At 69.6% G+C, this 13,795-nt stretch carries 7 protein-coding genes; 1 reads left to right on the forward strand and 6 read right to left on the reverse strand.

Features of this window, described 5'->3' with window-relative positions:
* Positions 1-15: 15 nt before the first annotated feature.
* Positions 16-297 (reverse strand): DUF4190 domain-containing protein, encoded by a 282-nt coding sequence (locus DEJ02_RS07240; protein ID WP_111032492.1) that lies wholly within the window; start codon positions 295-297, stop codon positions 16-18.
* Positions 287-4,804, reverse strand: a complete 4,518-nt coding sequence (locus DEJ02_RS07245; protein WP_181440293.1) for an RHS repeat domain-containing protein — start codon at positions 4,802-4,804, stop codon at positions 287-289. The genes DEJ02_RS07240 and DEJ02_RS07245 overlap by 11 nt, the downstream gene beginning before the upstream one ends.
* Positions 4,805-5,042: 238 nt before the next feature.
* Between DEJ02_RS07245 and DEJ02_RS07250 the strand changes: the two genes are divergently transcribed.
* On the forward strand, positions 5,043-5,927 hold the full coding sequence (locus DEJ02_RS07250) for an aminoglycoside phosphotransferase family protein (RefSeq protein WP_111032494.1): 885 nt from the start codon (positions 5,043-5,045) through the stop codon (positions 5,925-5,927).
* Positions 5,928-5,948: 21 nt separating this feature from the next.
* On the opposite strand, the gene DEJ02_RS07255 is transcribed toward DEJ02_RS07250, so the two are convergent.
* The 4 genes from DEJ02_RS07255 to DEJ02_RS07270 all read right to left on the reverse strand — a co-directional run bounded on the left by DEJ02_RS07255 (position 5,949) and on the right by DEJ02_RS07270 (position 13,416).
* Positions 5,949-6,866, reverse strand: a complete 918-nt coding sequence (locus tag DEJ02_RS07255) for a GNAT family N-acetyltransferase (protein ID WP_220038369.1) — start codon at positions 6,864-6,866, stop codon at positions 5,949-5,951.
* Between the two features lie 183 nt (positions 6,867-7,049).
* Complete coding sequence (locus DEJ02_RS07260) at positions 7,050-8,996, reverse strand: prolyl oligopeptidase family serine peptidase (protein WP_111032495.1); 1,947 nt, start codon at positions 8,994-8,996, stop codon at positions 7,050-7,052.
* Complete coding sequence (locus tag DEJ02_RS07265; protein WP_111032496.1) at positions 8,993-10,831, reverse strand: N-acetylglutaminylglutamine amidotransferase; 1,839 nt, start codon at positions 10,829-10,831, stop codon at positions 8,993-8,995. The genes DEJ02_RS07260 and DEJ02_RS07265 overlap by 4 nt, the downstream gene beginning before the upstream one ends.
* Positions 10,831-13,416, reverse strand: a complete 2,586-nt coding sequence (locus tag DEJ02_RS07270; protein WP_111032497.1) for a carboxylate--amine ligase/circularly permuted type 2 ATP-grasp protein — start codon at positions 13,414-13,416, stop codon at positions 10,831-10,833. The genes DEJ02_RS07265 and DEJ02_RS07270 overlap by 1 nt, the downstream gene beginning before the upstream one ends.
* Positions 13,417-13,795 lie beyond the last annotated feature (379 nt).

Below are 13,795 nucleotides of genomic sequence, written 5' to 3' on the forward strand. Positions count from 1 at the left end.
CACCCTAACCACCCTTCAACAGGGGTAAGTGCATCCGTGCTGACTCAAAACGGACGAAAAAACGAGAAATGCCCCACCGAAAAACGCAAGTGCAAGTACACCGCCGACAACTATAGACGCTATCGCCAACTTACGCCCCCTCTCACCACTTCTAGCGATTTGGCGCAGCGCGAGAATTCCAAGAATGAGCCCGACAATGTTGACGAAAAACGCTAAGATAAAAGCAAGAACGGCTAATTCATTTAGATGCCGACCTGAATCTCTTGGTGGATCGACATATGTTTGTTCATCCTGCATAGGAGTATGAAATCCCTACGTCGCAACCATAATCGATATTTGCAAATCCTCGAGTGACTTCCCGGCCGACATAGCTGCCTCCATTGCTCCCTGAGTCGAGTGGATACTCTTCGCCATACGTAGTGCCCCCGAGGTTGCAACTTGCATCCGCCACCTTACTACCTCCAAGCCCACTGCCTGCCTGGTAGTTGATTGATGAGCTGAACCCGACGTTGGTTGAGAGACTAACGCCGTACGAATATCCCGTATGGCCATCAGCGTAAACCGTTCCGTAGTTGTAGCACAGGATTACGCAGAGGCTGAACGTTTGAGTAGTGTACTTCCCCGTGGGGTCCGAGTTGTTGATGGGATCGTCGCCGGCAAAGCCATATCGGTTGGCATTACTCGGGTCGAGGGGCGAGTCCAGCGTGTCGCGTTGTGTCCAGCCGCCGGTGGTCGCTGTCTGCCAGCGGTAGCCGAACTTGGTCAGGCTGTTGTCCTCACCGGCGCGGATGCCGCCCTTGAACCCGAACGGGTTCTGCTTCCACTGCTGGCTGTCCTCACCGGCGGTCACTACTTCTGTCCCATAGGGGTCGTAGCTGACGGTGTACGCCTTCTTCCCGGTGTCGGCGATCGCAGCGGCGGGGCTGCCGATGCCGTCGAGGACCCACATCGATGTGGCGCCGTCCGTGGTTCGCAGGTTCAACGGCTGACCGGTCGACGGGTCCGTGAGCACGGAGGCAACGCCACTACCGGAGACCTCGCGGGAGGTGAGGCCCTTCCCGTACGTGTACCGGTACTCGGCCCCGTCTTCGGTTCGCTGCGACAGGAGACGGTTCATGTCCGCGCCCGCGTAGGCGTAGGTGGTCTTCTTACCGTCCTTCGTCGACGACGTCATCTGCTGAGCACCGTTGTAGGTGAAGGTCGCGCCCGGTGCGGCGGTCATGTTGCCGGTGCCGTCGTACGAGTACCCGTTGTTGGTGATCTGACCGACAGCGTTGAACTTCAACGCCTGCGACGTGCTGCGGTCCCCTGTCACGGTCTCGGTGAGCCGGTTTCCCGCTGAGTCGTACGTGTACGTCCAGGTGCTGTTGGTGTCGCCGCCTGCCTGGGTCGCCTTCTGCAGACGGGTCGTGTTCGAGGTGGTGCCGTCGGAGGCTTTGGTGGTGTAGTCGTACTCGGTGGTCTGCTCGCTGATGTTGTCCTTCAGCCACTGCAACCGGTCACGGTCGTTCGTCCCGTCCGTCGCCGTGCACGCCGAACCGATGGCGACACCCTCGAGGTAGCAGTAGGTGGTGTCGACGATGACCTTTGGGGCTGCGCTGTCGGCCGAGGCCTGGACGCGGGTGACCTTGCCGGACTTGTCGTAGGTCAGCTTCTGGTGCGATGCCCACACCTCTGGGTCCTTTGCGGGATCCGGGTTCGGCGTTGCATTGAGCCAGGTGTCCGTGCGGCGGCCGTGATCGTCGGTCTTGTACAGCTGCTTCGCCGTACCGGAGTTCGTCGGGTACGTCGTCGACGTGAGCACCTCGGAGGGGTCGTACTCGTGCGTGACGGTGCCCTGTGCGTCGGTGACCTTGACGGTGTTCCCGGCGAGGTCGTAGTCGTAGGACACGGTGCCGCCGCCGGCGGTGTTCACCGTGGAGGTGAGCCGGTTCCGCTGGTCGTACGTGCTGGTGATGGTGCCCGTGGCGGAGGTCTCGGTGAGATGGTTCCCGTTGCCGTCGTACGTGTTCGTCACCGTCGCGGTGCCGTCGTCGAACTCCGTCGTCAGGAGCCGGTCGTTGTTGTCGTACGTGTAGGTGGTGACCCCACCGCCACCGTCGGTGTGATTGCGCACCCGGCCGAAGTCGTCATACGAGTACTTCTGCTCACCGAGCGTCGTGTCAGTGGGCGGGGTGATCGAGCCGAGCTGATCGTGAGTGTCGTAGAAGTACTTCGTCGGGTTGCCCTTGTTCCCAGGAGCGGTCGCGGTCTTCACCGCACCCCAGGCGTACTTGTCGCCGTCTTCCTTCTTGTTGTACGCCACCTCGGCCAGGGCCGCGGGATCGCTACCCGACTGCGAGGACGTCCGGTTGCCGACACCGTCATAGCCCATCGACGTCGACGTCTTCGAACTCGACGTCACCTTCGACGGCAGGTACGCCGTCGCCGCGCCTGATCCGTAGTCCGTTGTCGATGTCGATCCGGAGCTGGACTGGGACTGCGTCAACGACTGACCGTCGTTCTTGTCGTACTTGTTCGTCGTCGTGCCAGTACCGTCAGCTCCGTCAGCGCCGACCTGCGACGTCGCGACCCCGTTGTTCGCCGGGTTGTACGTCTTGGATTGCTCACGGTTCGCCGCGTCGACGGCCTTCTTGACGAGGTCGGTGTCGTAGAGCGTGTACGTGGTGTGCTTGGCGTCGGCGACCGCAATCGACTGGTCCGACCGCGGGTCCGCGACCAGCGTGGTGGTGTCGTCCTTGAACGAGAACCGCGTCACAGCGGTACCCGGGGAGCCGGCGGTGGTGTTGCGCTGCTCGACCTTCGTGATCCGGTCGGACGAGTCGTACGTGAACGCCGTCACGCCACCCTCGGGTGCCGTGATCGAGGTGAGGTCCCCGCTGGTGTACCCGAACGTGGTCTTCTTGCCGAGCGCGTCCGTGTACGTGGTGATGTCGCCGGTGCTGTTCTTCGTCCACGACACGCTCCGCGAGCTCGAACCGCTGGTCTGCGAGAACGTCTGCACACCATTCGCGTACGACGAGTTCGCCGTCCGCGCCCCCGCCACACCGGCGGTGGAGACGAGGGACTTCAGGGTGAAGCCGGGCTCGTCGGAGTTGAAGCTGATCTGGTTCTTGTTCCGGTCCACGATCGACGTGGGCTGGCCCGCGAGGTTGAAGTGCGTCGTCGAGTTCGACGTCCACCCCTTCAGCGTGTACTCGTGCGTCGTGCTGTTGTCGACGCGGGTCAGGGTCTGCTGCAGACCGGCCGGGCTTGTGAATGCACCCTGCGCCCCGGACGGACGGAACTGCCACGCCGTCCCGACGGCGTCCGTGTAGATGACACCGGCTGCGTTGGCGGTGAGATCCCCGGCGCCGGCCAGGGCGTACTGCCACCGATTCGCGTCCATCGTGTTGGTGTCACCGACGGTGGTGCTGCGCGAGTTGTACGCGGCGCCGATCGTGGTGTTCTGCGTCACGCCCGGCAGGCTCATCGCCGTCATGGTGACCAGCAGGTTGCCGGTGCCGACATCGACGGACGCGCTGGTCTGATCGGTGATCGGGAACGGCAGCGTCGTCGCCGACGTCCGCTTGCCGGTCCGGTTCGTGTTGCCAGGGCCGCCGGGGAGCGAGTTGTAGGCACCCTGCAGGTCGACGAGGTAGTTCATCGCCCCCGTGCCCATGTTCTTGATGCGGATCTTCCCGTTCGCACCGACCGGCGCGACCACGGTGTTCGTCATCTTCGACGTCCGGTCTGAACTGATCGCGGACGACTCCGGCTCAGCCGCCCCGTCAGCCCACATTTTCGCGTACGAGTCCGCGCCACTGTCGTTCACCGCGGTGAACGTCACCGCAGCAGCCGACAAGCCGCCCTCAACCGTCGGAGCGCCCTGGACACCGCCGACCTGCACCGTGAACGAGGCACCCGAAGCGATGCTCCCACCGTTGCGGGTGTCGATGAGTCGACCGTTCAGCGGGGTGAAGCCACCGCCCGGGTTCGACTTGAGGAAGTAGCCCTGGATGTCGACGACGAGGTCGATCTTGCCGCCGTCCTCAGCGGTGTCGATGCTGAACTTGCCGTCGGCGTTCAACGCGACCTGCGCGTTCATCGCGGTCGACTGGCCCTCGACGGAGTTGTAGTTGAGGACACCCGTGCTGCGGGTCTCACCGGTCGGGGTGGGACGGACGTAGCCGGCCTTGGCCTCGCGGTTGATCACGATGATGTTCACCGCGACCGCTGCGGCACCGTCGGGGATGCCGTTCGACCCGGTCGCCTGGATGGTGCGCTGCGAACCTGCGGGGATCTGCCCCTGCGCGGCACCGATGCCGCCACGGGAGTCGAGCACGCGGGAGGGGGACATCGCCACGAACCCACCGGCAGAGACGCCGTTCTTCGTCGACGTGTAGTAGCCGGTGACGTCAATGACGACCTTCGACTGCGCCGTCTCGGTCCGCACCTGGATCGTGCCGTCGTCCGCGACCGCGAGCAGACTCGTGTTCGACGTGTTCCCGCCGACACCGGAGTTGTAGATCATCATCAGCGTCGTCGTGTCAGCATCGTCGGCGCGCATCTGCAGCTGCCCCGACCCCGACGGGTCAGCGATGGTGACCATCATCGTCACCGCGCCGATCCCCGACGACGGCAGTCCGGCTACTCCGGCGACCTTCACGGTGCGGAACACGCCCTTCTCGGTCGCACCGCCCAGCACACGTGCGTTGGACGGCATCGGCACGTACTGCCCGCCCGTCCCGGTCACTACGGCCTGTGCCGGTGTCGGCTGCGACACCACCACCAACAACGAACCCAGCAGGGCGACCAACGTCACCACTGCCAGCATCACTCCACGAACTCGACCGGACCACGACGCAGCGAACACGCTAAAGAAACCCCTCTTGCGGCTGCTGCAGCTCACCAGTCCCTGCGACGGTGCTGTGCAACCAGACAGAACGTTACGGAGCTTCTCTCACGCCTGCGCCCCCAGATGAGGGGGTCGAAAGTTCGACGGCGGAACCGATAAGGACCGGCCCGGAACGATCAGCGGAGCAGGACGGTATCGTGCCGCCATGCACTGGGGGGACACCGGACTCGACGACGACCAGGTCGCGTTCGTGCAGCAGACACTCCACGATGCCGTCGTCGTGGCCGACGAGTCATGGGGGCTCCTCGACACCAGGGTCCTGCACGTCCGGGCCGGCGACGACGGCTTCACCGTGAAGGCCTCCGGCCCGACCAACACCCACTTCCCCCGCGAGCTCGAAGCACACCGCACCGCCACCGCCGCCCTCCGAGCCATCGGCGACACCGGTGCCCTCGTCGCCGCGAACGAGGAACACCGCGTCCTCGTGCTCGAACGCGTCCCCGGGCACCTCGCCCTCGGGACCCCGGACGAGCACGACCCCGATGTCCACCGACAGGCCGGAGCACTGCTCCGACGGCTGCACGACCAGGACACCCGCCACGACCCGACGTTCATACTGCACGAGCAGGCGAAGGCACTGGCCGCGCTCGACGCCCCGCACCGGATCCCGGACGACGTGGTCGCCCGCGCGCGAGCAGCACTGCGGGCACTCCCGACCGACCGCACGACGCAGTCCCTCGTCCCGACCCACGGCGACTTCCACCCGCGCAACTGGATCGTGGACGACGACGCCCGCGACGACCGCGACGACCGGCACCGCAGGCTCCGCGTCATCGACTTCGGCCGCTTCGGCTGGCGCCCCGCGTCCTTCGACCTCACCCGCCTCGCGGTGCTGCACTGGCAGCACGATCCCGCCCTCGAGGCGGCGTTCTTCGACGGGTACGGCGACGATCCGCGCACTCCGGACGCGTGGCGCTGGCTCCAACTCCGCGAAGCAGTGGGCACCGCGACCTGGGCATACGCGGTCGGCGACGAGGGCTTCGAGGCCCAGGGCCACGACATGCTCCACCGCGCCCTCGCCGCGTTCTGACCCGTCAGACCGGAACGCAGCTCACGGCACCCACACGAACCGCGGCGCCCCACGGTCCCGCAGTCGGAAGCCGAGGTGCTGGTACAGCCCGATCGCCCCGGTGTTCCCGGCGGCCGCGTGCATCAGAGGGGTCTCCCCACGCTCCCGGATCCCGTGCGCGACGGCGAGCACGAGCCGCCGCCCGAACCCCTGCCCCCGGTACGCCTCGTCCGTGCACACCGCGCTGATCTCGGTCCACCCCGGCGGGTGCAGGCGCTCCCCCGCCATGGCGACGAGCCGCCCGTCCCGCCGGATGCCCAGGTACGTGCCGAGCTCGATCGTCCGCGGCAGGAACGGCCCCGGCTTCGTCCGCTCCACCAGGGCGGTCATCTCCGGCACGTCGTCAGGCGTCAGCACGACGGCTTCGGGCTCCGGCGCACCCTCGATCGCCTCGCCGGTCAGCTGCACGCCGCCGGCACCCTCGACGAGTTCCCACCCCTCGGGCAGGACGGCAGCCGCACCGACGCCGAGCATCCCGCCCGACCCGAGCAGCGCCCGGACGTCCTCCCAGTCCTGCGCGGTGGGCTGCTCGGGGATCCCCGTCCACACCGACACGTCGGTTTGGTAGCGGACGACGTCGCCACGCCGCTCGGCGAACCGCGCGTGGTGGCTGTTCAGCGCGGCCATGGCGGGTGCGTCGAGCATGCGCGTCGGGGTGCCGTCGTCGGCGATGGTCAGGTCGAGGGTCCGGAGCGCTTCGCCGCGGGAGTCCCCGCCGCGGAACCCGAGGTCCTCGATCCGCCGACGATCGCCGTCCGCCCACCCGGCGGTGTCTGCGACGACACCGGAGGCGTACTGGTTCGTGGCACGGTGGACGACCTGCTCGACGTCCGCTGTCGAGGCCACGAGGACCTCTCCGGGTCGGGGCAGCGCGGTCGAGGTCGGCGCAGTCGTCGTCATCCCACCATTCTCCGCCCGCGGCGAGCGCCGCCGACGCATCGTTGCACCCGGTGACGCCGTGCCGCGGCTCGCACGGTGCGAGGGGGCCGACGGCCCGTGCGAGGTTCCGTACTCGGTGCGGGGGCACGTGCGCCGCACGGAGTACGGAACCTCGCACCAGACCGAGCGCCCCGCCCGCCCCGCCTACCCCAAACGCGCCGCCACGAACTGCACCATCCGCCGCACGAGCAGCGCCTGCGACGCCGCCCGCCGGTACTCGTGCCCCTCACCCTCGAGCTCCAGGTACTCCACGTCGTGCGACCGCTCCCGCAGCGCCGCGACCACCTGGTGCGCCTCACCGATCGGCACGTTCGTGTCGAGCTCACCGTGCACGACGAGCAGCGGCGCCGTGACGTCGTCGATCGCGCGCATCGGTGACAGTGCCGCGAGCAGGGCCTCGTCCTCGACGGGGTGGCCGTACTTCGTGGCGGCAGCAGCCGCGATCCACGGTTCGGTGTCCCGGTAGAAGGTCGCGAAGTCGCTCATCCCGCACACCGCGACCCCGGCCGCGAACACCTCGGGCGTGAACGCCAACGACGCGAGGGTCGCGTACCCGCCGTACGACCGCCCCTCGACGGCGACCCGGGAACGCTCTGCGTACCCGTTGGTCACCAGGAACCGCGCGCAGTCGACGACGTCGGCGAGCGCGTTCCACCGCAGCGCCAGGTCGTCGGCGTGCACGAACTCGTGGCCGTACCCGGAGGACCCTCGGATGTTCGGTGCGAACACGGTCACCCCCGCGGCGGCGAGCGCCTGGTGCTGCGGCGAGAACGTGGGTCGTTCCTGCGACTCCGGTCCGCCGTGCAGGTGGACGAGCGCTGCGCGGCCGGGAGGCCCGACATGCGTTCCGACGTCGGCTCCCGCCACCGACGCGGTCGGCTCCACGGCCCGGTACAGCCACCCGGTCAGCTCCAGTCCGTCACGGGCGGCGAACCGCTCGAGCGTCGGCTCGACCAGCTGCACGTCCGGCAGCACCGGGACGTCGGTGACCCGGCTCCAGGTCAGCGCGTTCGTGTCGAGCCGCCACAGTTCGCGCGGACGGGTCGGCCCCTCGACGGCGAGCAGCACGCTCCGGCCGTCACGGCTGAGCACGGGGTCGGTGACGACGTACCCGGGCAGGTCCGGCACCGGGGTACGCGAGGCGTCGTGCGTGTTGATGAGGTCGAGTTCGCTCCGGCCGTCGACGTTCCAGACGAGCAGCAGCGTGCGGCCGGCGTCGTCGGCGTCCAGGTACTCGAGTTCGGCGTCGTCGCGCTCGACGATCCGTCGGGGTGTGCCGCGCCAGCCGTGCGGGCCGACCGGCTGCGCGACGAGTCCGCGGCGGGGCAGTCCGGCCTCGGTGGCGACGTAGGCGACGAGCGGACTGGTCTCGCTCGCGGGCGAGGGCCGCAGGAACGCGATCTCGGCGGACCCGTCGGGGTCGTCGGCGAACAGGGCATGGCTCTCGTCGGTCAGCCGGTCGACCACGACGACGAACTCCTGGCCGCGCTGCCCGTCGCTCAGCACGACGAGCCGTTCCTCCACCGACAGGTCGAGGATGTGGATGAGCTCCCCCACGGCCAGGTCGTCGCGGTCCCCGGTGACCGGGTCGACCAGGTACGCACGGGCCGGCTGCTCGGGCTCGGTCGACGGCAGGGTGATGACGACCCGGTGTCCGCTGCGGCTCCACGGTCCGAGTTCGGCGTGCTGGTACCGCGAGCCGGCGATCTGCGCGGCGTCGGAGCCGTCCGGCCGCACCACCCAGACCTGCTGCTTCACGCCACCGTCGGTCGCGATGGCGACGGCGAGCCACTCCCCGTCGGACGACCACGACACCCGGATCACGGGGTCGTCGGACAGCGCGATCCGCACCGGTTCCGGCAGCTCGCCGTCGACGACGACGTCCTGCACGAACACCTCGGGGGTGCCGTGCCGGTCGCTCACGAACGCCACCCGCCGGGCGTTCCGGGTCATGGTCGGTCCCCACGACCCCCAGGCGGCGGTGAGCTGCGCACCCAGGTCGGCCGCGGCCCTGGTGGTGACCGACGGCTCGACGGTGGCCGACGACGCGACGCCCTGCGCGCCTCCAGTCCGGACGGAACCCACGGTCACCGCACCCCCTGCTGCTGCAGCCACATCTCGATCAGGCCGAGCTGCCAGAGCGCGTTCGCGCCGATCGCGGTCCTGGTGCTGTTCGGGTCCTGCAGCATCCGCTCGACGGTGGCGGGGTCGAAGAGCCCGCGCTCGCGCGCCTCGGATGCGTGCAGCGCGTCGCGGACGCGCTCCAGGTACGGGCCCTCGAGCTGCCGGATGGCGGGGACCGGGAACGAGCCCTTGCTGCGATCGATGACGGCGTCGGGCACGATCCCGCGCGAGGCGCGCTTCATCACGCCCTTGCCGCCGTCGGTGAGCTTCATCGACGGTGGGATCGCGGCGGCGAGCTCGACGAACTCGTGGTCCAGGAACGGCACGCGGGCCTCGAGCCCCCACGCCATCGTCATGTTGTCGACCCGCTTCACCGGGTCGTCGACGAGCATGATCGTCGTGTCGCTGCGGAGCGCAGCATCGACGCTCGTCTCCGCGCCCGGCCGTGCGAACTGGCGGTCCACGAACGCCGACGGGGTGTCGTCGTCGCTCTTCCACCGCTCCCCGAGCAGGCCCTGCAGCGCCGGCCACCGGCGGTCCATGAACACGGAGCGGTACGCCTCGGCGGCCTGGTCGCGCGGCACGTCGGCGAGCGGCGGGTACCAGTCGTACCCGGCGAGCACCTCGTCGGCGCCCTGGCCGGACTGCACCACCTTGACGTGCTGCGAGACCTCCTGCGACAGCAGGTAGAAGGCGACGCAGTCGTGGCTGACCATCGGCTCGCTCATGGCGGCGACCGCACCGTCGATGCCGTCGAGCAGGCGCGACGAGGGGATGTGGATGCGGTGGTGGTCGGTACCGAAGTGCTTCGCGACCTGGTCCGAGTACTCGAACTCGTCGCCGGACTCGCCGCCGGCCGCCTCGAACCCGATGCTGAACGTGGCGAGGTCCTGCTGCCCGGCCTCGGCGAGCAGCCCGACCACGAGCGAGGAGTCGATCCCGCCGGAGAGCAGCACCCCGACGGGGACGTCGGCGACCATCCGGCGCTCGACGGCGGTGCGGAGCGAGCCGATGAACGCCTGCTCCCAGTCCCGCTCGGACCAGCCGGCCCTGGCGGGGTCACGCTCGAAGCGGGGCTCCCAGTAGACGGTGTCGTGTGTGGTGCCGTCGGGGTCGATCACGCGGACGGTCGCGGGCGGGAGCTTGCCGACGCCGGCCAGGATCGTGCGGGGTGCGGGGACGATCGAGTGGAAGCTCATGTACGAGGCGAAGGCGACGGGGTCGACGGACGTGTCGATGCCCCCGGAGCTCGTGCCGCCGCTGCCGCTCGTGCTGCCGTTGCCTCCGCTGCCGGCGTCGCCGGCCAGGATCGCGGGCAGGGAGCTCGCGAACCGGAGCCCACCCGGGACGGGCGCGACGTAGAGCGGCTTGATGCCGAGCCGGTCCCGCGCCAGCACCAGTCGGCCACTGCCGTGCTCCCAGATGGCGATGGCGAACATCCCGATCAGGTGGTCGACGAACGCGGTGCCCCACTCGGCGTACGCCAGGGCGATGACCTCGGTGTCCGACGTCGACGCGAACCGGTGCCCCTTGCCGTGCAGCTCGTCGCGGAGCTGCCGGTAGTTGTAGACCATCCCGTTGTAGGCGATCGTCAGCCCGGCCTCGGCCAGCACCATCGGCTGCGCGCCCGCGGTGGACAGGTCGACGATGGACAGCCGTCGGTGCCCGAGCGCGACCGGGCCGCGAGCCCACAGGCCGTCGCCGTCCGGGCCGCGGTGCGTCATGCAGCCGGTCATCCGGGCGACCGCCCCGACGTCCGGCGCTCGGCCGTCGAACCGGATCTCGCCCGCGAGTCCACACATCAGCGCTCTCCCTCGGTGTCCGCCGGGGCGGGTTCGGTGTCCGCCGGGGCGTTCCCGACGATCCACGTGTCCTTCGCGCCGCCGCCCTGCGACGAGTTGACGACCATGCTGCCCTCGGGCGCGACGCGCGTCAGGGCGACGTCGGCCAGGTGCACGTCGTCCGGTCCGGTCCCCGTCGCGTAGACGAAGGCCCGCAGGTCCACGTGCCGCGGGTCGAGCCCGGCCGGTCCGATCGTCGGGTGCGAGGACAGCTGCACCACCTCCTGCCCCACCCACCCGGCGGGGTCGGCCGCGATCTCGCGCCGTCGCTCGGCCACCTCGGGGGCGCTCGCGCTCGGTCCGATCAGGACCCCGCGTCCGCCCTCGCCGTCGACCGGCTTCGTGACGAGTTCCCCGACGCGGTCCAGGACCGACAGCCGTTCGACCTCGATGCTCGTGCGGTACGTCGGCACCGATGCCAGCAGGGGTTTCTCGTCCAGGTAGAACCAGATCAGGTCCGGCACGGTGACGTACATCGCCTTGTCGTCGACCAGCGCGTTGCCCGGCGCGTTCGCCAGGTAGACGCGTCCTGCCTCCGCCGCGTCGAGGATCCGCGCACCGAGGTCCGGAGCGTGCTCCGCAGTCAGCGCACTCACGTCGCGGTCGATCCGCAGGTACAGCCCGTCGAGCACGTCGCCCGTCGTCGCGTCGACCACGCGTCCGTCGTGGACGTCCAGGTCCGACCCGGACAGGAGGCGCAACCCGGCCCCGTCGGCCAGCCTGCGGTGCTCGAACCACGCGCCAGCGGCGGGGCCGTCGCTGACCAGCGCGATCACGGGGTCGGTCGCGCCCGTCACCGCGGTGGTGTTCGTGCAGAGGGTCTGGCGCAGCCGGTCGATCACGCCGTGCGGGTCGCGCAGGTGCGCCGGGCGCGGGGCGTCCGGCACGACGTCGTCCATCAGCTCGCGCAGGGCGATGCCGTACGCGACGCCCGAGGGCGAGCGGACGTTGTCCTCGAGCACCCGCCAGCCGCCGAACTCGTTGCGCACCAGGTCGAACCCGAGCACCGGCGCACGGACGGCGGTCGCCGGCAGCCGGGTGGCATCCGGGTCCCAGCCCTTCGCGCCGACGAAGTGCTCCGCGTCCAGCACGCCGTCGGCCACGATCCGCCGGTCGCCGTACGCGTCACGCAGGAACAGCTCGATCGCGCGGGCACGCTGCCCCAGGCCACGCTCGAGCTGCGACCACTCGTACGCGCTGATCGTCCGGGGCACCAGGTCGCAGCCGAACGCCTGCGCACCGCCGTCCACCACGAAGCCGACGTGGTGCTCGCGGGTCCAGACGTCGCGGGCGGTGCAGCGCTCGATCGCGGTCTCGGCGTCCCAGCCGTCGAAGAACGCCGCCAGGTCACGGAACGCCGGACGGGGGCGCGCCCCGGGGCCGACCGCCTCGTCACCGGCGCGGACGCGGTACCCGGGGATCGGGACCACCGGGTCCTCGTCGCGTCCGGACGGGAGTCCCGCGGTGTCCTCCACCACCAGGGCGACGACGTCGTCCATCTCCCCGCGCTCGGCGTAGGCGGTGCGCTGCCGGTCGGTGGAGTTGCCACGGGCCAGGGTCGCGTCGAGCAGCTCCGTCACCGTCCCCCAGTCGCCGAGCTCCTCGAGCTCCGGGCGCAGGCGGGACACGAGCTGGCGCACCGCGACCTCGGCGGGCAGCCGTTCGGGGTGCTGCCCCAAGCCGACGAGTTCCCCGCTCAACCCAGAGCGGGCGGCCTGCCACATCGCTGCACGGTGCAGGGGTTCGCTGCGCGGGTGCCACTCGGCACCCGACACGACCGACTTCTCGGCCTTGCGCACCGCGGCGCGGAAGAGTCCGGCGATGAGCACGGCGTCGTCCACCACCGGCGTCGCGTCGCAGACCCGCAGCTCGAGCGTCGGCGCGTGCGACGACGGCCGCACGTCGAAGTAGGCCATCTTCTTGTCGGCGATCACGCCCGAGGCGATCAGGTCGTCGAGCACCCGGTCGTACTCGGCGGCGTCCTCCACCGGACCGAAGCTGCCGGCCGACGGCCACCGCTGCCAGATGATGCTCCGGAACGAGGCGTACCCGGTGTCCTGCCCGTTCCAGAACGGACTCGACGCGCTCAGGGCGAGCAGCACCGGGAGCACCGGCGCCACCCGCTGAGCGATCAGCACCGCCAGGTCGCGGTCGCTCACCCCGACGTGCACCTGCAGGCCGCAGATGAGCTGTTCGTCGACGAGCATCCGGTACTGCTCCTGCATCCGGCCGTACCGACCGCCGGAGCTCAGCTCGAAGTCGGCGTACTCCGACCTCGGCGCGGTGCCGACGGCGGCGATGGTGACCCCGGCCGGGGCGATCGCGGCGCTGAGTTCACTGCGCAGGTCGACGATCACCCGCCGCAGGTCGTCGAGGGTCCGCACCACCGGGGTGTTCGTCTCGATCGTCGTGCGCTGCAGCTCGGCGCCGAAGCGGTCGGTGGGCAGTTTGGGCAGAAGGCGCGGGGCCTTCGCGGAAAGTCGGCCGGACTCGAGGTCGATGAGGTGCAGCTCTTCCTCGGCGCCGAGCGTCAGCTCTGCACTCATGGCTGGAACCTACGCGCGGCGGCTGTGGTGCGCACTGCGGCACACCGCCTGACTCGTGCCCGTAACACGCACGTCCACCGAGCGTCACGAGCACTGAACTCCCGCCCGCACCGTGCGAGGCGCGTCACCCCGTGCGAGGTTCCACGCACCGTGCGCCGCCACAAGCGCGCACCACGCGCGCAACCCCGCACCAGCCCACGCACCTCGCACCGTGCGCCCCGCGCCAACCCCGCACCGGCCCGCGAAATCCGCACCGTGCGGTGGACGCACCACCCGCAGTCGGGAGGCACGGCGCCAGCCCGCCACGCGCCTCCCGTCCGCACCGTGCGCACCTCTTCACCCCGTGCGAGGTTCCACGCACCGTGCCCGGTCACAAGCG

Source organism: Curtobacterium sp. MCLR17_042 (genome assembly GCF_003234695.1).
GTDB classification, from domain to species: Bacteria; Actinomycetota; Actinomycetes; order Actinomycetales; family Microbacteriaceae; genus Curtobacterium; species Curtobacterium flaccumfaciens.

Excerpts from the sequence above, each read along its gene's own strand:
- DEJ02_RS07265 (WP_111032496.1), bottom strand. The coding sequence starts at position 10,831 with ATGTGTGGACTCGCGGGCGAGATCCGGTTCGACGGCCGAGCGCCGGAC.
- DEJ02_RS07255 (WP_220038369.1), bottom strand. The coding sequence starts at position 6,866 with ATGACGACGACTGCGCCGACCTCGACCGCGCTGCCCCGACCCGGAGAG.
- DEJ02_RS07250 (WP_111032494.1), top strand. The coding sequence starts at position 5,043 with ATGCACTGGGGGGACACCGGACTCGACGACGACCAGGTCGCGTTCGTG.
- DEJ02_RS07270 (WP_111032497.1), bottom strand. The coding sequence starts at position 13,416 with ATGAGTGCAGAGCTGACGCTCGGCGCCGAGGAAGAGCTGCACCTCATC.
- DEJ02_RS07240 (WP_111032492.1), bottom strand. The coding sequence starts at position 297 with ATGCAGGATGAACAAACATATGTCGATCCACCAAGAGATTCAGGTCGG.